23 protein-coding genes are annotated in these 18,008 nt (G+C 63.5%); 11 read left to right on the plus strand and 12 right to left on the minus strand.

The genetic code is table 11. From position 1 onward, the window contains the following. Window positions 1-52: 52 nt before the first annotated feature. Entirely contained in the window at window positions 53-1,174 is a 1,122-nt protein-coding gene (locus RR_RS04915) for a bactofilin family protein (protein WP_011222887.1), read from the plus strand. A 28-nt stretch (window positions 1,175-1,202) separates the two neighbouring features. On the opposite strand, the gene RR_RS04920 is transcribed toward RR_RS04915, so the two are convergent. Beyond that, the gene (locus RR_RS04920) at window positions 1,203-1,730 is read right to left on the minus strand and encodes a hypothetical protein (protein WP_049938714.1); all 528 of its coding nucleotides are present in this window, start codon (window positions 1,728-1,730) and stop codon (window positions 1,203-1,205) included. 283 nt (window positions 1,731-2,013) lie between these two features. After that, window positions 2,014-2,844: a 2,3,4,5-tetrahydropyridine-2,6-dicarboxylate N-succinyltransferase gene (locus RR_RS04925; protein WP_007188320.1), complete on the minus strand. Its 831-nt coding sequence runs from the start codon at window positions 2,842-2,844 to the stop codon at window positions 2,014-2,016. A gap of 184 nt (window positions 2,845-3,028) precedes the next feature. Here RR_RS04925 and RR_RS04930 point away from each other — a divergent pair, with 184 nt between their 5' ends. Then, on the plus strand, window positions 3,029-6,277 hold the full coding sequence (locus RR_RS04930; RefSeq protein WP_049938716.1) for a glycoside hydrolase family 97 catalytic domain-containing protein: 3,249 nt from the start codon (window positions 3,029-3,031) through the stop codon (window positions 6,275-6,277). A gap of 380 nt (window positions 6,278-6,657) precedes the next feature. Here RR_RS04930 and dapB read toward each other — a convergent pair whose 3' ends face one another. From dapB to RR_RS04945, 3 genes are all read right to left on the minus strand, one after another. Then, window positions 6,658-7,407 carry a 4-hydroxy-tetrahydrodipicolinate reductase gene (dapB, locus tag RR_RS04935; RefSeq protein WP_007188322.1) on the minus strand — a complete coding sequence of 250 codons (750 nt, stop codon included), beginning with the start codon at window positions 7,405-7,407 and terminating at the stop codon, window positions 6,658-6,660. Continuing rightward, window positions 7,404-8,324 (minus strand): 4-hydroxy-tetrahydrodipicolinate synthase, encoded by a 921-nt coding sequence (gene dapA / locus RR_RS04940; RefSeq protein WP_004962963.1) that lies wholly within the window; start codon window positions 8,322-8,324, stop codon window positions 7,404-7,406. Before dapA ends, dapB begins: the two co-directional genes overlap by 4 nt. A 388-nt stretch (window positions 8,325-8,712) precedes the next feature. After that, a complete protein-coding gene (locus RR_RS04945; RefSeq protein ID WP_004962960.1) occupies window positions 8,713-9,000 on the minus strand; it encodes a hypothetical protein in 288 nt (95 codons plus the stop codon). 193 nt (window positions 9,001-9,193) lie between these two features. On the opposite strand from RR_RS04945, the gene RR_RS04950 reads away from it, so the two are divergent. Next, window positions 9,194-9,691 carry an NYN domain-containing protein gene (locus RR_RS04950; protein ID WP_004516675.1) on the plus strand — a complete coding sequence of 166 codons (498 nt, stop codon included), beginning with the start codon at window positions 9,194-9,196 and terminating at the stop codon, window positions 9,689-9,691. A gap of 147 nt (window positions 9,692-9,838) precedes the next feature. Here RR_RS04950 and RR_RS04955 read toward each other — a convergent pair whose 3' ends face one another. Continuing rightward, window positions 9,839-10,021, minus strand: coding sequence for a hypothetical protein (locus RR_RS04955; RefSeq protein WP_049919236.1), 183 nt, complete (start codon window positions 10,019-10,021; stop codon window positions 9,839-9,841). Window positions 10,022-10,610: 589 nt separating this feature from the next. On the opposite strand from RR_RS04955, the gene RR_RS04960 reads away from it, so the two are divergent. Together RR_RS04960 and RR_RS04965 are read left to right on the plus strand one after the other, a co-directional pair. After that, window positions 10,611-11,078, plus strand: a complete 468-nt coding sequence (locus RR_RS04960) for a PUA domain-containing protein (RefSeq protein ID WP_011222890.1) — start codon at window positions 10,611-10,613, stop codon at window positions 11,076-11,078. 119 nt (window positions 11,079-11,197) lie between these two features. Continuing rightward, on the plus strand, window positions 11,198-11,683 hold the full coding sequence (locus RR_RS04965) for a hypothetical protein (protein ID WP_011222891.1): 486 nt from the start codon (window positions 11,198-11,200) through the stop codon (window positions 11,681-11,683). On the opposite strand, the gene RR_RS04970 is transcribed toward RR_RS04965, so the two are convergent. After that, window positions 11,684-12,634 carry an AEC family transporter gene (locus RR_RS04970; protein WP_007188326.1) on the minus strand — a complete coding sequence of 317 codons (951 nt, stop codon included), beginning with the start codon at window positions 12,632-12,634 and terminating at the stop codon, window positions 11,684-11,686. It lies immediately after the preceding gene. A 146-nt stretch (window positions 12,635-12,780) separates the two neighbouring features. On the opposite strand from RR_RS04970, the gene RR_RS04975 reads away from it, so the two are divergent. The 4 genes from RR_RS04975 to RR_RS04990 all read left to right on the plus strand — a co-directional run bounded on the left by RR_RS04975 (window position 12,781) and on the right by RR_RS04990 (window position 14,565). Beyond that, a complete protein-coding gene (locus tag RR_RS04975; RefSeq protein WP_011222893.1) occupies window positions 12,781-13,173 on the plus strand; it encodes a nascent polypeptide-associated complex protein in 393 nt (130 codons plus the stop codon). 1 nt (window position 13,174) lies between these two features. Further along, the gene (locus RR_RS04980; RefSeq protein WP_004962944.1) at window positions 13,175-13,897 is read left to right on the plus strand and encodes a methyltransferase domain-containing protein; all 723 of its coding nucleotides are present in this window, start codon (window positions 13,175-13,177) and stop codon (window positions 13,895-13,897) included. Between the two features lie 75 nt (window positions 13,898-13,972). After that, window positions 13,973-14,182 (plus strand): hypothetical protein, encoded by a 210-nt coding sequence (locus RR_RS04985; protein WP_004962941.1) that lies wholly within the window; start codon window positions 13,973-13,975, stop codon window positions 14,180-14,182. A gap of 2 nt (window positions 14,183-14,184) precedes the next feature. Beyond that, window positions 14,185-14,565 carry a hypothetical protein gene (locus RR_RS04990; RefSeq protein ID WP_049938720.1) on the plus strand — a complete coding sequence of 127 codons (381 nt, stop codon included), beginning with the start codon at window positions 14,185-14,187 and terminating at the stop codon, window positions 14,563-14,565. Here RR_RS04990 and RR_RS04995 read toward each other — a convergent pair. The 3 genes from RR_RS04995 to RR_RS05005 all read right to left on the minus strand — a co-directional run bounded on the left by RR_RS04995 (window position 14,546) and on the right by RR_RS05005 (window position 16,704). After that, on the minus strand, window positions 14,546-15,157 hold the full coding sequence (locus tag RR_RS04995) for a hypothetical protein (RefSeq protein WP_004962935.1): 612 nt from the start codon (window positions 15,155-15,157) through the stop codon (window positions 14,546-14,548). The two genes, RR_RS04990 and RR_RS04995, sit on opposite strands and share 20 nt — an antisense overlap. 9 nt (window positions 15,158-15,166) lie before the next feature. Next, window positions 15,167-15,493, minus strand: a complete 327-nt coding sequence (locus RR_RS05000) for a transcription factor S (RefSeq protein WP_011222897.1) — start codon at window positions 15,491-15,493, stop codon at window positions 15,167-15,169. A gap of 116 nt (window positions 15,494-15,609) precedes the next feature. Further along, on the minus strand, window positions 15,610-16,704 hold the full coding sequence (locus tag RR_RS05005; protein WP_011222898.1) for a DUF7139 domain-containing protein: 1,095 nt from the start codon (window positions 16,702-16,704) through the stop codon (window positions 15,610-15,612). A gap of 133 nt (window positions 16,705-16,837) precedes the next feature. On the opposite strand from RR_RS05005, the gene RR_RS05010 reads away from it, so the two are divergent. Both RR_RS05010 and RR_RS05015 read left to right on the plus strand, forming a co-directional pair. Next, complete coding sequence (locus tag RR_RS05010; RefSeq protein ID WP_004962927.1) at window positions 16,838-17,125, plus strand: DUF5789 family protein; 288 nt, start codon at window positions 16,838-16,840, stop codon at window positions 17,123-17,125. 159 nt (window positions 17,126-17,284) lie between these two features. Continuing rightward, a complete protein-coding gene (locus RR_RS05015) occupies window positions 17,285-17,485 on the plus strand; it encodes a hypothetical protein (RefSeq protein WP_004962924.1) in 201 nt (66 codons plus the stop codon). Between the two features lie 92 nt (window positions 17,486-17,577). Here the strand turns inward: RR_RS05015 and RR_RS22270 are convergent, their stop codons facing one another. Both RR_RS22270 and RR_RS22275 read right to left on the minus strand, forming a co-directional pair. Then, window positions 17,578-17,742 carry a hypothetical protein gene (locus RR_RS22270; protein ID WP_004962921.1) on the minus strand — a complete coding sequence of 55 codons (165 nt, stop codon included), beginning with the start codon at window positions 17,740-17,742 and terminating at the stop codon, window positions 17,578-17,580. Window positions 17,743-17,831: 89 nt separating this feature from the next. Next, window positions 17,832-17,996 carry a hypothetical protein gene (locus tag RR_RS22275; RefSeq protein WP_167467343.1) on the minus strand — a complete coding sequence of 55 codons (165 nt, stop codon included), beginning with the start codon at window positions 17,994-17,996 and terminating at the stop codon, window positions 17,832-17,834. Between the last annotated feature and the right edge of the window lie 12 nt (window positions 17,997-18,008).

Below are 18,008 nucleotides of genomic sequence, written 5' to 3' on the forward strand. Positions count from 1 at the left end.
TGCCCGATAATATCAACCTATATTTATTATCTTTCCAATATAATTGGACCGTATGTCTTCCAGACTTTCAAGCGGTGGCATCCGGGTCGCGACGCTCGCGGTCGTCTCGCTCGTTTTGCTCTCAGCTGTGACTGGTACCGTCGCCGCGCAGTCGTATCAGGGAGCAAGTGGAACGATAGTCATCGGACCTGACGAGACGTACGACAGTGTCGAGGGGGTCGCCGGAACGGTCATCGTCCGCGGGACGGTGACCGGCGACATCGCAACCGCAGCGGGAACCGTCCACGTCACCGAGACCGGCGAGGTGGGCGGCAACATCGAAGCTGCAGCGGGGACCGTCCGCATCGACGGCACCGTCGGCGGCGACGTGAGCGTCGCCGGCGGCACAGTCGAGATCGGTGAGACGGCACAGATCGACGGGAACCTCGATGTGGGCGCGAGCTACCTCGCGCTTCGCGGGACAGTCGACGGGACCGTCCAAGCCGGCGCGGAGGAGTTTGTCCTCGGGCCGACGGCGTCGGTCGGCGGCGATGTCCGCTACGACGCCGCGACGTTCACCCGCGCCCCCGAGGCCGCGGTCGGTGGAAGTGTGGTCCGGGACGAAAGCATCGGCGCCAGCGCCGGTCCGGAGTTCGGTGAGTTCGCGCTGCCGTCGTGGTTCGGCGTCGTCTACGGCCTGTTCGTGAACCTCCTGCTGGGCGCGATCCTACTGGCTATCTTCCCGTCGTTCTCGGCGCGCGTCGCCGGCCACGTCGCGGAGCGCCCGGCCAAGTCCGGCGGCGTCGGCCTGCTGGCACTCGTCGCCGTTCCCGTCGTCCTCGTTGTCCTCCTGTTCACCATCGTCGGCATCCCGCTCTCGCTCGTCGGTGCCGTCGCCTTCGGGGTCGCGGCGTGGGTCGCGGTCGTCTACGGCCAGTTCGCCATCGGGTCGTGGGCGCTCTCGCTCGCTGACCGGGAAAACCGCTGGCTCGCGCTCGTCGTCGGCCTCGTCGGCTTCGCTCTCCTCGGCGCGATTCCAGTCCTTGGCGGCCTGCTCGAACTGGTCGCGTTCCTGCTCGGCCTCGGTGCCCTGGCGCTCACACTCCGAGAGTCATACCGAAACCGCGGCGCGGAGCCATCTGGAGGCCGGCAAACGACGCTTGATGAGAGCGCCGGCGACACCGCCGCGGCGTGAACGACGGCTGACGGAGTTGCGACGACGGTCACGCCTCGCTCGCCACGCTGTCGGGAGCCCTGCGACCCCTGGCCGCGGCGTAGGTCCAGCCGAGGAGCAGCCCGTAGGCGAGGTGGGCGACGCCGACCGACGCCACGACGAGGACGCTCCCGAGCATACCTGGCAGCGGGACCAGCGGCTCCGGGAACGACTGGACCCCCAGCGCACTCATCGAGACTGGGAGCAAGAACCCTGTCGAGAGCAGACCAATCGCGGCTGCGAAAACCACGCCGGCCGCGACGCTCTCCCCGACGGACTCGATCTGGCTGTGAAACACCGGCCGGGAAACGACGAACGCGAACAGCAGGCCGGCGAGGGTGCTGTTCAACAGGTGGACGACCCATCCGCCGACCACGGTCGGCCAGCCGTACAGCGCCCCGATAAACGGCATGAGGTTCGCTCCGGCGTGGAACACGACGCCCATGCCGACGCCAGCGACCAGCCCGCTCACACCGCCAGCGACCCATCTGTACTTCGTCACCGCAGAGAGGCGAGAGACGGTATGTCTCTGGCTCATGCGACATGGTTTGTAGTATGGTAACAAATATACAGACGATTGTTCACGCCGCGGTAACGAGTGCTTGTTCGCGCGGCCATAGCAACACATCCGATGCCCACCGTCACCCGGAGACGATACTTCACGGCTCACGACGGTTGCTCTGTCGAGAGCCGCGGTTCGCGTACCCCTCGCTGCTCCACGGCTCCCCCGCCGTTCCGCCGAGGTTCTTCGCTTCGCTCAGAACCTCGCTACTCGCGGGTCACTCCGTTCCCCGCTCGTTGTTCCAGGCGCTCGCGCCTCGCTACTCCCGAAGCGCGTCTTCTCTCTCTGTCGCTTCCAGCGTCTCCTCCTCCACATCGGTCGCCACGACAGCAGGCTTGTACGCCCCGCCGGGGATCAGGTCGTTCTCACCGACCGAGGAGTCGACGAAGCGCTGGAACGCGCGCCGCTCTGGCGGCAGTTCGCCGTACAGTACTTCATCCTCGACGAGGTCGTACACCGGAATCCGGGGTGTCAGGAGCGTGTTCTCGCCGACAATAGACCCTTCGCCGACGACGAACCCGCTGGTGACACGGCAGCCAGCGCCCAGCGACACCTCGTCCTCGACGATAACCGGCGCGTTTTCGACCGGTTCGAGCACGCCGCCGATAAGCGTATTTGCGCCGAGTTTGACGTTCTCGCCGATCTGTGCGCAGGAGCCGACGGTATCACAGGAGTCGACGAGCGTGCCGTCGCCGACGTACGCCCCGATGTTGACGAAGGAGGGCGACATCATGATACAGTCCTCGCCGAGGTACGCGCCCCGGCGGATGGTCGTCCCGTCCGGCGTGTTGCGAGTCCCGCGCTCGCCGAGGTCCGCGGTCTCTCGCAGCGGGAGTACATCGTGGTAGTCAACGCCGCCGTACTCGCGAGCGACGGTCTCGCGGAGGCCGAAGTTCAGCAGAATCCCCTGTTTGACCCAGGCGTTTGCCTCCCACTCGCCGCCGGACTTCTCCGCGGCACGGACCTCGCCGGCCTCCAGCGCCGCGAGGAACTCCGCAAGTACGTCGAGATGGTCGTCAGTCGCGTCGGTCGCTGAGAGGCCGTCCTGTTTCCGCTCCCAGAGGGCTTCGACATCTGCTTGCAAACTCATGACCAACCATCTCTCATGGACGCTATTACTTATCGTGGTTTTCGACCGCAGTCCGCGCCCGGCACATCTCTGTCTCTGGGCCGTGCTGGCAGCCGGCAATTTTCGGCACGCTAAACTCGCCGACGGGGGGTGTCAACTGACCCAGAAAAAAGTTTATTATGATTATTGTAAATTTACAACGCGGATGACTGACGGCGATTGGCACGACCGTTCGGTGAATCGACGAGACTTCCTCAGTGGCATCTCAGGGCTGGTAGCGGCAGCAGCCTACTCCATGGAGGTTCCCGAAGGAATCGCTGCGCAGGTGACCTCTGGCGACAACTCCGACGTTCAGAGCGTGGCGTCTCCGGATGGCGCAATCGAGGTGACCGTCGACGTGTCCACGGGCGTCCCACAGTACGACGTGGCGTTCGGCGGGACGACGTACATCGACCTGTCTCCCATCGGGTTCGAGTTCGCGAACCAGGCGGCGTTTGGCACGGCCGTCAGCGGGTCCGGACCGGACATCACCGTCACGGGCAGCGAGAGCGGCACCAAGACGGAGACGTGGGAGCCCGAATGGGGTGACTTCGAAACGGTATCAGAGGACTACAACTTCCTCCGGCTGGGGCTGGAGGAAACGGCGAGTCCCGGCCGCTCGGCGAACATCGAGGTGCGGGTGTTCAACGACGGGCTTGGCTTCCGGGTCGCATTCGACAGCGACTTCGGCGATTTCACCATTAGCTCCGAGACGACGGAGTTCAACTTCAGCGGCGACTACACGGCCTGGTGGATTGAGAACGAGTACGTGAATCCGCGCTTCGAACAGGAGTACACCGAGAGTTCGCTGAGTGCCATCCCGGCCGGTGACAAGGTCATCGAGACGGACGACGGCACCAGTCCCAACAACAACGTCAAGCGGGCCGGCGCACACACGCCGGTGACGATGCAGGCCGGCGACGGCACGTATCTCAGCGTGCACGAGTCGAACCTCGAGGACTACGCGACGATGGCGCTTGCCGCACAGTCCGACAGCGGGAGCAAAGAGATGGCCGTCGACCTGGCCCCGCTGCCGGACGGCAACAAGGTGTCGGCGTCGGCCCCACACGTCACGCCGTGGCGAACCGTCCAACTCGGGACCTCGCCGAGCGACCTCGTCGAATCACAGCTGGTTCCGCTGCTCGCTGACCCACTGGACGGGAGCGTGTTCCCGACGAACTCCGACGGCACTGTCGACACAAGTTGGCTGGAGAACGGCCGCAAGTACACCGGCATCTGGTGGACGATGATTGCCGGAAGCGCCAACTGGGAGTACAAGAGCGACAGCGAAATCGAGAACAACGGCAACAACCCCGCAGAGTACATCCACGGGGCCCGGACCGAGCGGATGAAACGCTACATGGCCTTCTCCAGTGAACACGGCATAGACAGCGTGCTCGCGGAGGGCTGGAATAAGGGGTGGAGCAGCTACGGGGCCAACAAGGACGGGACCGACCTGGAGATGGGCGTGACCGAGTCCTACCCGGACTTCGACGTGCCCGAGGTCACCAGCTACGGGGCCAGCCTCTCGAACCCCGTCGAGATGACGATGCACGACGAGACGTCGGGGAACCTCGTCAACTACGAGGACGAAATCCAGAACGACGGCATCTTCAGTGGCTACGAGAACGAGGGGATTCGCTCAATCAAGAACGGGTACGTCAACGACCCCGGGCTGTACGGTGATTCGAGCGACTCAACGACGGTGAGCCACAACCAGCACTGCCAGCGTTCTGTCAACCACCACCGACTCGTTATCCAGGAAGCCGCTTCGAACCGGCAGATGCTGGAGATTCACGAGGGTATCAAACCAACCGGGGAAATCAGGACGTACCCCAACGTCGCCGCTCGCGAGGTCGTCAAGGCCCAAGAGTACGACGGGTTCGGCTCGCTGGGGTCGAACGTCGGCCGCGACCACCACGTTCTCCTGCCGTTCACGCGGATGCTCGCCGGGCCGACGAGCTACCAGCCCGGCATCTTCGACATCACGTTCAACGACAGCGAGGGCGACCAGATTCAGACCACGCGCGCCAAACAGCTCGCGATGTACCCGAACTATCTGGGCGGTATCCAGATGGCTGCCGACCGGATGGAAGCTTACGTCGACGAGTCCTTCGAGGTCGGGGAGTTCGTCCAGGCACCCTCGGGCACCCTCAACGGCATGATTACGGCCGACAGATGGCGCAACGCCTTCGGCGCGCACTACGTCCCGGTCGACCCGAACCGGGAGCCCGACGGCGCGACGGTCCGGTTCACGGTAAAAAACGTCCCCAGCGCCGGGACCTACGACCTCCATCTGCGCTACGCGGCCGATCAGGAAGACAACTCGACAGCGGTTCAGGACAACGGCAGTCCCGAGGCGACGCTCGTCGTTAACGGCACAGAACAGACGCTCGCGCCGTCGTTCACGAGCTACTGGGACACCTGGGATATCCACACAGTGTCTGTTGACCTCGACGCGGGCACGAACCGTATCGGCATCAAGCTCGGGTCGAACGATGTCGGCGGTTTCAACCTCAACACCGTTGGGGTCACCGACCAGGGCGCTGGCGCACCGTTCCCGGCCGCCTACAGCAACTTCAGCGACAGCGTCGCAGCGGCCGAAAACTACGACACCGAGCCGGAGTTCGACTACATCGAGAACGTCCCCGTGAGCTGGGACGAAACGGTCGCCGTCGACGGCCAGATTGGCGATTACATCGTGACGGCGAAACGGAGCGGCGACGAGTGGTACCTCGGGGCGATGACCGACGGCACCGCCCGCGACCTGACTGTCTCACTCGATTTCCTGTCGAGTCAGTCCGACGGCTGGACGGTCACCGAGTACGCTGACGCCGCCGAGGCCGACGTGGACAACAACCCGACCGCAGTCGTTATCAGCGACTACAACGTCTCGGCTGGCGACAGCGTCAGCATCTCCATGGGCGCGGGCGGCGGGACCGCCATGCGCATCCTCCCGTCCGACGGCAGCGACGGAAACGACATCGTCTCCGGTGAGGCGTATGTCCTCCGGAACCGCAACAGCGGCAAGGCGCTAGATGTCGAGTTCGCCTCGACCAGTGACGGCGCGAACGTCCATCAGTACGAGTACAGCGGTGGCGACAATCAGCAGTGGGTCGTCACCGACCTCGGAAACGGCTACTACAAACTGGAAGCGGTCCACAGCGGCAAGGCGCTGGATGTCGATGCCGCCTCGACCAGCGACGGCGCGAACGTCCAGCAGTACGCCTATGCCGGCGGTGAGAACCAGCAGTGGGCTATCGAGGAGAACGCCGACGGAAGCTACCGACTGTTGGCCCGCCACAGCGGCAAAGCGCTGGATGTTGAAGCCGCCTCGACCAGCGACGGCGCGAATGTCCAGCAGTACAGCTACGTTGGCGGCGACAACCAGAAGTGGACCTTCGAGCAACTGTAGGCCACGCAGCGTCGCCCTACCGGCAATAATCTTCGCTGCTTGCAGTTTCGTTTCGGTGCGATGACCCGGAAGACGTGCGGCGAAACCGGGTCGCGGGTGAATTCGTCCGTTTCAGCCAGTATCTTGCCTCTCAGGTCTGCCAGCGGCGTGTTGCCTCAGTCTGACCCGTGTCCCGGAATGTAACCACACTCGGGGCACATGCTGATTTGGGGTGCCGCGGCTTCGAAGGAGGCCGCACAGTGGGGACAATCGGACGCGGGGAGTTGGACAGATTGCTTTGTTGCCATACAGATTCGTTGCGCAGAGAGACGTATAAGGCTGATTCTAATATTGGCCGAAGTATACAAGGACGTATAATCAGGTATGTATCTCTCGCGGTTCTACGCGTCGACCACGTCGCCGAACTCGTACCATCCGCTGTCGCGGCCGACGAGCCACGTCGCGGCGTCGAGTGCGCCGGCGGCGAACACGCCGCGGTCCTCGGCTCGGTGGGAGAGCGAGAGGACTTCGTCATTGCCGGCCAGTACGAGTTCGTGCTCCCCGCGAACGTCGCCGGCCCGGCGAGCGAACACGCCGATTTCGTCGTCTTCACGCGGGGCGTGCCCTTCGCGGCCGTACACTGGTTCCACGTCGCGCTCTTCCTGAATTACGTCGAGGATGCTGCTGGCCGTTCCCGACGGGGCGTCGACTTTGCGGTTGTGGTGAGTCTCCATGAGTTCGAGGTCGTAGTCGTCGAGCGTGCCGACGGCCTCGCTGATGAGACGCTGGAGGACCTGAATCCCCTGTGAGAAATTCGTGGCTTTCAGCAGCGGAATCTCCTCGCTGGCGTCTTGCAGGCGGGCCAGCCCGTCCTCGTCGAAGCCGGTGGTTCCGACAACCATCGGGACGCCCGCCTCGACGCAGGCCTCGGCGACGGTCAGCGCACCCTTAGGGACGGCGAAATCGACCACAACGTCCACGTCGTACTCCCGGAGCGCAGCGGCGGCCTCGGCCGGGTGGACGACCGGGACGTCGTCAACCGCATCCGTGTCGCTGGTCGCGAAGCCGACCACGACCTCGCTGTCGGTGGCGGCCTCGATGACGGCCCCGCCCATCTGGCCGGTGACGCCGTTGACCGCCACTCGCGTCATCGCTCGGCCTCCGCGTACTCATCTTCGAGGTCTTCGGTTTCGAGCGTGGCGAGCACGTCACGCAGGTGGTCGAGGTGTTCGTCGGACAGGCGGGTCAGTGGCGAGCGGAGGTGTGCTGGGCCGTAGCCCCGGATTCGCATCGCCTCCTTGACCGGAATGGGGTTGGTCTCGACGAACATCGCGCGGAACAGCGGCCCGAGTTCGTGATGAATCGCTTGCGCTCGCTCGAAGTCGCCAGACAGCGCCGCCCCGACCATGGCGCAGGTGCGCTCCGGTTCGATGTTGGCCGAGACAGAGATACAACCAGTTCCACCGACTGACAGCATCGGTAGCGTCATCCCGTCGTCACCGGACAGCACCGCGAAGTCCTCGTCTCGTGTGCGCTCGATGATCTCGGAAATCTGGTTCATGTCGCCGCTCGCAGCCTTGTATGCGCGGATGTTCGGGTGCGACGCGAGTTCGGCCGCCGTGTCCGGCTCGATGTTCTGGCCCGTCCGCGAGGGGACGTTGTAGACGATCTGTGGCAGGTCGACAGCGTCGGCTAGGGTCGTGTAGTGGTCGATAAACCCCTGCTGTTCGGGCTTGTTGTAGTACGGCGAGATGAGCAACAGGGCATCAGCGCCGGCCTCGGCGGAGCGCCGCGATAGCTCCAGTGCTTCCTTGGTGTTGTTCGACCCTGAGCCGGCGATGACTGGCACGTCGTCGACGGCGTCGATGACCGCCTCGACAACCTCGATGTGTTCGTCGTGGGAGAGCGTCGCCGATTCGCCGGTCGAGCCGACAGGCACGAGTCCGTCCACGCCGGCGGATTCGAGCCGCTGGGCGTCGTCTCTGAGTGTTTCGAAGTCAATACTGCCGTCTTGATGGAATGGCGTGCACATCGCTGGGAACACGCCGTGGAAGTCAATCGCTGTCATTGCTGTGTGTCTGGTGTCGCTGTGGGTTCGGTTGTCCGGTCGGAAACGGTGCGGTAGCCGGCCGATACCGCCGGCTGTTGTGTGTCAAACGACCTGACCCGAGACGGAGTCGCCACGTCCGCCACGAGTCGCTAAAACGTCGGCTTGCGCTTTGCGCGGACGACGCCCTCACCGGGGAGCCATGAAGCGGTTCCGGACTGACGGCGTCGTCGCATGGTCGAGTAACTGCGTGTGACTGACTTAGCTTTTGTGTTCTCGCGGTCGCCGTTCACAGTGTGTTCGAAGCGCTATCGAATCGTGGACGGCGCGACTGCACCTGTAAAGTTGAGTTCTGCCTGAAACAACCGGTCAGTAGACGTGCATATTGGTCATACCCATTTCCTCGCGCTCAGCCCCAGATTGATTCTGGAACCGAGATGAGGAGAATAACGAAGACAACGAGCGTCCCGAGGCCGAGCATTCGCAGGACTCCCGCTGAACGTCGTCGATTCGGGGGCAGGAATTCCGCGAACCCAGAGAACGCAAACGCGATACCCAAAAAGAGCATGTTGTGAGGGCCGTCGAGTACAATACCGAAATACACCCACCCAAGGATGCAGATGAACGAGAAGAGTGAGAAAAGGAGCCCCTTCTGCCGTCCGTCTGGCTCACGAAATAACATTCGCTGAATTGTCATACACATACTGACAGACGGTGGATTTAATAAATTGTCCGGCTGCACTGCCCGGATGTCCGGTTGCTGTATTGATATATTCTCTGCACGGATAGAACTGCTGAACCGACAACAACTGGTTAGTTGGGGCATAATTACCCCGCTGTTTCACGTTTGTATCCCGAAAGCATATTCGGACCGATAGCCAATACCTGATATGACAGTTTCCCAGCCGGGACAGCGCGTGGCCGTACTGGCCGACGCGCAAAACCTCTATCACACTGCCCGGAGTCTTTACTCGCGGAACATCGACTACGAGGCACTACTGGAAGAGGCCGTTGACGGCCGCGAACTGACCCGTGCTATCGCCTACGTCATCCGAGCGGACTCGCCCGAAGAAGAGTCGTTTTTCGAAGCGCTCGTCGACATTGGCTTCGAGACACGCATCAAGGACATCAAGACGTTTCAGGACGGGTCGAAGAAAGCCGACTGGGATGTCGGGATGAGCCTCGACGCCGTCTCGCTGGCGAATCACGTCGATACAGTAGTGCTCTGTACCGGCGACGGGGATTTCGCTCGCGTGTGTCGATATCTCCGCCACGAGGGCTGTCGCGTCGAAGCGATGGGATTCGAGGAGTCGTCCTCCGAAGACCTCAAAGCGGCCGTTGATGGATTTATCGACATGAGCGACGACTCCGACCGGTTCCTGCTGTAGCCGAATCAGTGTCTGGGCGGTCGCTCCGCCGCTCTGTCCACTGCTGTTTACCCACGTAACCGACATTCTCCCGCGGTTTTCTGCGGTTCGACGGGCCTACAGCTACGGTGTTTGGGTTACTGTCGAAGGAAAAGGTTCTCTCGGCGGTTAGACCGGGCGACCGTCTTCTGACGTTCCAACGAGGAGCGCTCCGGCGGCCAGCCCCAGCGCAGCCAGCGCTCCGGCAGCGGCCGGGATGCCGATGTCGATTGCCCCTGTACCAAGGATGAGCACGCTGCTGATCGCCAGCAGCAGAGCGCCCAGCATTACTTTTCGCGTGTCTGTAGCCATATCACCAATCCCTAAGAAGTCATCGGGTATAAATTTCCCCAAAACCGATGGAGGAAAGTATGGGACAGGACAGCAATACCCATATTTCTCCTGCGAAACGCCACCGCTCCAGCTCGGCAGCACGGTATTTCGGGCCCACCTGCACAACTGAAGCAGTACATACATCCCCTCGTAGTGCCCCCGACCAGTTGGGTCATAGCGACAGCATGTTGCCACGTGTTGAGGCGTGTCGGTACACCCTCGCGGCTGCTCGTCACGGACCAGGCGCGAGATAGAGACCCACTGCAGTTCCAAGCATCGTCGTCGGACCTCCGACACGGATTGGATACAGAGGCACACGCCCCGCACACTCGGGCCGGGGCGAGTGACGGAGCGAACCACTGGCATTCCGGTTCGAGTCTGTCACCCAGAGGGCCGGACCGCTGATTCGGAACGGACCGGGGGGAGTGGCACTCAACATCGCCACACAATTTCTGTCGGCCGTGGTTCGGGCAGCCACGGTCTGGCACACATTTCGTTTCGGATTCCACTGGATAGTGGCACGGACGGAACCGAAAGGCGGTTTATCACCCGGCATCGAACACGGGCAATGAGTGACGATGAGTTCCGCGGGCTCCGGCGTGCAGCCGACTACCAGTTCGGCGGTGGCGGCGGGACGGCGCTGTTCGCAGGTCCCGATACCCTCGACGTAACACACACCAGCTCCGGCCGTCCGCGGCAGGTCCATGCCACGGATGGCCGGATCGCTACGTACGGCGACGACGGGCGCTTTCGGCTCGGACTCGCCGGCGGGAACCGGCTCCTTGATGCATTCGACGGGCCGCGACATCGCGTGGTCGTTGGCGACGAGAGCGAGCCGTTCATCCGCGAGGGCCGCAACGCCTTCGCGAAGTTTGTGCAGTCCGCCGACAGCGCCCTCCGTCCGGGCGACGAAGCCCTCGTCGTCCACGAAGACGGCTATCTGCTCGCCGTCGGCCGCGCGGAACTGCCCGGCAGCGGCATGGACGACTTCGAGACGGGGATGGCCGTGAAAGTCCGGCAGGGTGCAGAGGACTGAGACGGAGTGGCGTCGTGACCGCCCGGTACGTGCCGACCCCGGGGTTGGGACTCTCCGGCCCTGCTCGACACCATCCCGTATGACAAAAAGCATTTGCTGCTCCCGTCGGGACGAGCGATATGCGCCGCCGCACCCTCCTCGCCGCGCTCGCGCTCTCCCCAGTCGCCGGCTGTGTTGCGCCCGGTGACGACACGGCGACGACCGGCTCGACGACACCGACAGCCACAGCGACGCCAGCGGAACAGTCGACAGCACCCGTGACCGAAACACCGCAGGACACGCCGACACCGACAGTAACGCCCGCCCCCGACGACCCGATCCTGTTTATCATCGACAACGACACGGACAGTGAACAGACTGTCACACTCACCATCACACGGGACGAAGCGACGGTGCTCGATGAGACGGAGACGCTGGTTGCCGGCGAGTCCGTCGAGTATGACCCGACCATTGGTGCGACCGGAACATACACGATTACTGTCGCGGTCGCTGGCGGTCCCAGCCGGACTATCGAACGGAACATCGGTCGGTTCGCGGTCAGCAGCGGCTCGAATCACTTTGTCGATATTACCGCTGACGAGATCAGAATATACTGGGAAGAGTAGTCACAGCACCAGTCCCGACTGCAGTAGCCACACTAGCAGCGTGACCGTTACGGCACTTGCGATGGTCGTCAGGAACACCGTTGCACTGACGAGTTCGCTCGGCGACTGGTCCCCTGTCCCATGGCTGAACGCGCCAACGAGGATGATGGTCGTCACGCCGGTCGGCGTCGCCAGCAGTAGCACGACGACCCGCGCGACCGTCTGGTTCTGGAACCCGACTGCGAGCACTGCGGCGAACGCGAACACTGGCGCGAGCAGGAGTTTCAATGCGCTGGCGATACCGACGGACTGGAAGTCGCTGTTCCCGTCGACGTTCGAGAGTTGAATCCCGAGGATGAGCAACATCACTGGAATCGACGCGTTGCCAAGCAGTTCCAGCGTCTGCATCACTGTCGACTCCGTCGGCGGTACTGCGCCGACCCACCGGAGTGCCAGCGCTACGACGACGGCGTAGATGAGCGGCACACCGAACACGCGACGCATATCCGCCAGCGGGCTGCCGCCGCTGCCCCGCGCGGCGATGTAGATGCCGACGGTGTAGAGCAACACGCCCTGCAGTGCGGTCACGAGGACGGCCGTGCTCCGCCCCGTCGCACCGAAGGCGAAATCCGCCAGTGGAATGCCGTAGTTCCCGGTGTTGGGAAAGATAGACACGAGGACAAACGCGCCCAGCAAGGGTTCCGAGTGGCCCGTGAGGCGACCGACACCCTCTGCGAGGAGGACCATTGCGGCGGTGAACAACACGACGGCGAGGACGACGCTCAGAATCGTGTCGCCGGCCAGCGAGGACGTGGTCAGGCTGTGGACGACGAGCGCCGGTGCGAGGACGTACACCGTGATGGTGTTGAGCGCGTCGGGGTCGGTGCCTTGCAGTCGGCCGAGCGCGAAGCCCGCCGCAGCGACGGCGACGACCGGGAGGATCGCCGTGGCGAAGATCGACAGCAGTGACACGGCGGAGATGCACGGGCGAGCCTTAGAATCGTTACGAAGCCGTGGGTGTGTGCCGGTTTCGTCCGGTCGACGGGCCTGTCCCGCGACAAACGTCGGTCCGAGTCCGGGTCGCTACGCTTTTCTGCCCTGCCCCGCCAGTCCTACGTATGTTTGGCGGAGGCGGCGGGATGAACCCGCGCAAGATGAAGCAGATGATGGAACAGATGGGCATCGACATGGAGGACATCGATGCGCAGGAAGTAATTATCCGCACACCTGACGAGGAACTCGTCTTCGACGACGCGGAGGTCCAGCTCATGGAAGCCCAGGGCCAGAAAACGTATCAGGTCGTCGGCGAGCCTGAGAGCCGCGAACTCGGCTCCGGCGAAGGCTCGGCCGCGGCTGAGGGCGATTCGGACGAGAGCGACAGCAGCTCCGGCGTCGACGAGGACGACGTCGAACTCGTCGCGATGCGGGCCGGCGTTGACGAAGACACCGCGCGAGAGGCGCTCGAAGCCAACGACGGCGACCTCGCGGACGCGGTCGACGAACTAGAGTAACGTGGCGTACCTCTTCGTCCACGAAGACCGCGAGTACCTGCTGGACCCCGGCGAGCGGTTCGAATCCGACCTCGGCATTCTGGAAGTGCCCGAAGACGTGGAACCGGGCGATGTCGTCGAGACGCATCTGGGGACCGGCTTCACCGTCCGTCGACTCCGCGGCCCGGACCTGTTTACCCACCTCGAACGCACCGGCGCGCCGATGATGCCCCGCGACGTGGGGCTGGTCGTCGGCAAGACCGGGGTAGCCGCTGCGGACCGTGTCCTCGATGCCGGGACCGGGACCGGCATCCTCAGCGCGTACATGGGCCGTATCGGCGCTGACGTGGTTACTTACGAGCAGGACCCAGAGTTCGCCGAGGTCGCGCGCCAGAACATGGAGATCGCCGGCGTCGCTGATACCGTCGAGGTCCGGACCGGTGACATTACGGACGACCTCGACGACCTCTCGGGCTTTGACGTGCTGACACTCGACACCGAAGACGCACCGACTGTGGTCGAGCGAACGCCTACGCTGCTGGACCGCGGCGGGTCGCTGGCGGTGTACTCCCCGTTCGTGGAGAACACGCGCGAAGTCGTCGCAACGGCCACCGAGGTCGGCCTCGACGGCGTCGAAACGCTTGACACCATCCAGCGGGAGATGGACTTCGACGACCGCGGCTCCCGCCCATCGACCGGTGGCGTCGGTCACACCGGATACCTGACATTCGCGCGGCGGCCCTGACGGCCTCCGTCGGTCTGCTCACCCCCTGTTGTTGGGGTCGACTTTAAACATGTAGGAGTGCGTATGGTATACTGCATGAGCGAATCAGAGACGCCGATGGAGACGACAACCTGGCCAGACCTCGCAATCGGGCTTTACGACCGCCTGACTGGGCGCAATGCCGAAATAACGTACGACTTCGACGACATGGAAGTCGATGTCCCGAGCAAGGCCGGCGAGGACGCCGAGCACGCTCGCTGGCGGGTCGACGGCACGCTGACCATCACGACACGCGACAACGACTGACAGTGGTCACCACGACGAAGGCGGTCGGTGATCTGTTCGACCTGATCGAGCGAAAGCCGGACCTCCTCGTCGACGCCGACCTGACCGTCGAGCGGGACGGGGTCGCGTTCACCGTCCGCGGATACGACGACCTCGTCGCCGTCGACTTCCCGTCGTTCGGGGCGGCGCTCGATCTCTGGCGGGATCGACTGGTCGGAGGACGGGACGCCGCCGCGGCGCTGGCCGCTGCCGGACTGACGGCTGAAATCCGCGTTCGCGGAGCGCCCGTTGCCCGCCTCGGCGCGGACGCCGTTCCGAGTTCGCTTATAAACCGACTCGGTCTCGGGCCGATCCAACTGTTCCTCGACGGCGCGCTCCTGGCGATTACGCCACGGCGCGAATGAGGGAAAGCAGTTCGGCCCGGTAGTCCGACGGCGTCCGCCGGAGCGGTTCAGGCGGATTTTCCACACTCAAGAGGGTCGCCAGCGACCGGTCGGGATACGCCCCAGCGGCGATACGGAACCCGTCGCCGTGCCAGACGCCAACCCAGCCGGTAATCGACAGCGTCGCGTCGATCGCTTCGAGATCGAGTTCGGCGCTGTAGGTCCGGAGCCGCGCTCGGTCGCCGCTGTCCACGCGGACTCGTTCTCTCCGCCCGCGCTCGATGGACTCGAACCCCCTGTCGGCCAGTTCATCGGCGAAGGCTGACTGGGCCTCTGAGCGGACTGTCGGGAGAATCATCGCCGGCCCGATGCCCGGCGCAAGCGGCGGGGTAAACGATAGTGCGGTCGCGAAAAAGAACCGCCACTGGTGGTCGAGCCCGATTGCGTCCCGGACGGCCTCACGCGTCTCGGCAGCATCGTACACCTTCGTCGCCCCCTCGACGCGGGCTGTCGGTAATTGAAAGACTGTTTCGACGCTCTCGTCGACGAGCTCCCAGCCGCCATCGCGTAACTGGTCAGCGGGTACGTCCGGGTACGCGGGGTCAGTGGGCACGGGCTGGCCTCAGTGGTCGTCCTCTCGCCACTTGTGTTCGCACTCGGTGCAGGTGAAAAACCGAGTCTCGGACTCGTCGGCCGCGCGGATCTGCTTCATTTCGTAGAAGGCCCGCTCGTTGCCACATTCGGGACAGCGAGCGCCCGTCGTCGGCCCCATGTCTTCGGCATCGACCTCGGAGGTGTCGACGACTTCCGACTCCTCCTGGCCCTGCGTGGTGACGGCCATCTCCTGTTCGGCCTCGGCGTTTCGAGCCTTTTCGTAGCCGCAGCTACCACAGACCCAGCGCTCGTCGTCCGTTTTCATCATCGAACCGCATTCGTCGCAAAACTCCATTGTAGTACCACCGTTTGCTTGCCGACCGTGTTAAACACCCGGTTTCGCCCGGGCCGTTCTCTCTCCGTGTTGCCGTGTAGTGTGGAACGAACAATAAAATCGGCGTGTCGACCGTCTCAGTCGTTTCGAACCCACGCCGAGCAGGCTTCCATGTCGTCCATGACTTCGCCGTGGAACGAACAGTACGGCTCGATGTCGCCGTCCTGCATCACATACTCGAAATGCCGGCAGTTCCCGCAGTATGTGTCTGGTTCGCCCTGATGGACCGCCGTCTCGGTAATCGCATCGCGTCCCGTCGTCGCCGTACCGCCGTCAGCCGACGGCGTTGCTTCCGGGCCTGCCTCAGCTATTCTCGGGTCGAGTGTGTTCTCGGAGGGGCCGGTCTGGTCTGCTCCACTTGAGGCGGTGGTTTGCTGACCGGTGCTCGAACGAGTGTTCGCCTGACGGCCCGACTGTCGCTCCGTCGCTGTACCGCTGCCCGACTGTCGATTGGACCGCGTGCTGCGGTCAGACTGCGTGTCCCCCGTCGGTTGCCGACGGCAGCTGTTGGCCCTGCGTGTATCGTTCGAGCGCTGTCCGGTCCCGCCGTCGCTGACAGCGCCCTCGGTACCCGTCCCCGGCCGATTCGTCTGCGTCTCGACTGTGCCGTCCGGGTCCTGTCCGAAAAATCCGATGCCGCCCAGCCCCGGGAGCGTTCGGGCTTCTTCGACGAGGCGAATCGTTCCTTCCTCGGTCACCTCCATGCGTGCCGTCCCACCGGGGTCGTTTCGCGTCTTGAACGTCGCAAGCGACGCGAACAGGCACCAGAACGTCGTTACGATACCAGCGAAGTAGACGACGCCGGTAAGCAGTGCCAGCAGCGGGTCGCTGCTGGTCCAGCTGTAGGGGTACAGCGACTGGAACAGGCCGACGCCGCCCGCTGCGACACCTGTTCCGCCGAGCGCAGTCAGCCGGATTCGACGACTGGCCGGCAATACCGCGAACACGCCGAGAATAACCGACGGCAGCCCGAGCCCGGCGATGATGCCGGCGACTCGCCTGGCTGCGTAAGCGTCCAGCCCGTATCTGTTTCCGAGGGCGGTCGTTGCGAGTGCGATTGCCCCGACGAGTCCGGCAACACCAACGAGAAACAGAGCCGTCCCGACGAGTTGCTGGCGACGCGATGCGACGCGTCCAACCTCCCCTTCGTACACGTCGGTGAGACTAGTCATGCAGTACACTACTGCTACATCCGATAAAACTACCCGTCAGACAGATGCATGACGCGGGCACGCGCGTACGCAGTCCGACAGATACGCGAGCCGTTCCGAAAGCACTAATCGGACCCACGGGCACTGTTCGGGTATGAGCGACGACGAAAGCGAGGACGCGGAGGAGCCGGCTGTCGAACTCGGCGACGGACCCGACGTTACCGGTGCGCCGCTTTCCCGCGTCTCGGCCCGGCTCACCTGGGGCATCGAACACAGCACTATCGTCGACCGCGAGGGTGACACGACGGTTCGGACGCCCGACGGCCCGCAGGAACTGGCAACGGTGCTTGAGGACGTCGACGTGCCGTATTTCTCCGACCGCCAGGAGTTCGAGAGTGCAGTCCGAGATGTCCTCGGGACCGGTCCTGTTCCGACCGAGTAATCTGGGTAGCGGACTTTTGTCTGGCCGGACATGGCTACATCATCTGGTCTAGCAGTGGTCCGTCTGACGACATGGGCCGTGTGGCACTGCTTTCTACGCGGCATTCCGCCATCGTATTTGAACCACAGGGTTTGATACCGTCTGTTGTGGAGACAGCGTGTGTTCCGTAGGAGGGGGATGTCTTGGAAAGAGCAAACGGCATTCGCTATCTGGGGACTCGGGGTTATCATCGTTCTCCGAACCCTGTATGATGTCTTCGGCGTGGAGGGGCGCGAATTAGCTATCGTTGCTGTTGTCCTGTTCTTTGGCTCGTTCTACGGTGTGTTCATGCCAGTCTGGCGACGGCTCTCTGCGGAGTGAAGCACAAGAAGAGCGTCTGTGCGGTCACAGCGGGTCAGCGGTCCGACGCAGTACGGTTCGCTACCGTAGCGCCACAACACAACAGCGTACAGTTACCGCATATTTTCGAGCGCACACACTGTGTCGGAGATAATCCACTCCGTCTCACAGTCGGCGTGCTCGATACTGAGCGCGTTGAAGGTCTCTCGTCCGTCATCGACCGTTATTTCGAACGCTCGGCTACGAAGCGACTCCGGATGGGGACTCGGTGGGGACACACATCACCCTCATAGGGTGGGACCGATAAACGAGTCGATTCGCGGCGAGAGGGCCGTAACGCGCCGATTGGCCGCCGTCTGGCGATTGGTCAGGATTCGGCTCGGTCGCTCACTTCGGCTCTGCCGCGGCGCTTCCCGAACAGGTACGCGGCGACAATGAGTGCGAGGGGAACGACGAGAAACAGTCCCATCATGACGAGGAGAATGCCCAGTTCGATAGCGCCGGGCATACCGGGAAACAGGAGGAGGGCCATACCCATCGTACA

The sequence above is a fragment of the Haloarcula marismortui ATCC 43049 genome (assembly GCF_000011085.1).
GTDB classification, from domain to species: Archaea; Halobacteriota; Halobacteria; order Halobacteriales; family Haloarculaceae; genus Haloarcula; species Haloarcula marismortui.

Bases quoted from the DNA above. Each gene is read 5' to 3' on its own strand.
- RR_RS04950 (WP_004516675.1), top strand. From the start codon at position 9,194: ATGACAGTTTCCCAGCCGGGACAGCGCGTGGCCGTACTGGCCGACGCG.
- RR_RS04925 (WP_007188320.1), bottom strand. From the start codon at position 2,844: ATGAGTTTGCAAGCAGATGTCGAAGCCCTCTGGGAGCGGAAACAGGAC.
- RR_RS04955 (WP_049919236.1), bottom strand. From the start codon at position 10,021: ATGGCTACAGACACGCGAAAAGTAATGCTGGGCGCTCTGCTGCTGGCG.
- RR_RS04945 (WP_004962960.1), bottom strand. From the start codon at position 9,000: ATGACAATTCAGCGAATGTTATTTCGTGAGCCAGACGGACGGCAGAAG.
- RR_RS04975 (WP_011222893.1), top strand. From the start codon at position 12,781: ATGTTTGGCGGAGGCGGCGGGATGAACCCGCGCAAGATGAAGCAGATG.
- RR_RS04985 (WP_004962941.1), top strand. From the start codon at position 13,973: ATGAGCGAATCAGAGACGCCGATGGAGACGACAACCTGGCCAGACCTC.
- RR_RS22275 (WP_167467343.1), bottom strand. From the start codon at position 17,996: ATGGCCCTCCTCCTGTTTCCCGGTATGCCCGGCGCTATCGAACTGGGC.
- RR_RS05005 (WP_011222898.1), bottom strand. From the start codon at position 16,704: ATGACTAGTCTCACCGACGTGTACGAAGGGGAGGTTGGACGCGTCGCA.
- RR_RS04960 (WP_011222890.1), top strand. From the start codon at position 10,611: ATGAGTGACGATGAGTTCCGCGGGCTCCGGCGTGCAGCCGACTACCAG.
- RR_RS04915 (WP_011222887.1), top strand. From the start codon at position 53: ATGTCTTCCAGACTTTCAAGCGGTGGCATCCGGGTCGCGACGCTCGCG.
- dapB (WP_007188322.1), bottom strand. From the start codon at position 7,407: ATGACGCGAGTGGCGGTCAACGGCGTCACCGGCCAGATGGGCGGGGCC.
- RR_RS04965 (WP_011222891.1), top strand. From the start codon at position 11,198: ATGCGCCGCCGCACCCTCCTCGCCGCGCTCGCGCTCTCCCCAGTCGCC.
- RR_RS04930 (WP_049938716.1), top strand. From the start codon at position 3,029: ATGACTGACGGCGATTGGCACGACCGTTCGGTGAATCGACGAGACTTC.
- RR_RS05000 (WP_011222897.1), bottom strand. From the start codon at position 15,493: ATGGAGTTTTGCGACGAATGCGGTTCGATGATGAAAACGGACGACGAG.
- RR_RS04920 (WP_049938714.1), bottom strand. From the start codon at position 1,730: ATGAGCCAGAGACATACCGTCTCTCGCCTCTCTGCGGTGACGAAGTAC.
- dapA (WP_004962963.1), bottom strand. From the start codon at position 8,324: ATGACAGCGATTGACTTCCACGGCGTGTTCCCAGCGATGTGCACGCCA.
- RR_RS05010 (WP_004962927.1), top strand. From the start codon at position 16,838: ATGAGCGACGACGAAAGCGAGGACGCGGAGGAGCCGGCTGTCGAACTC.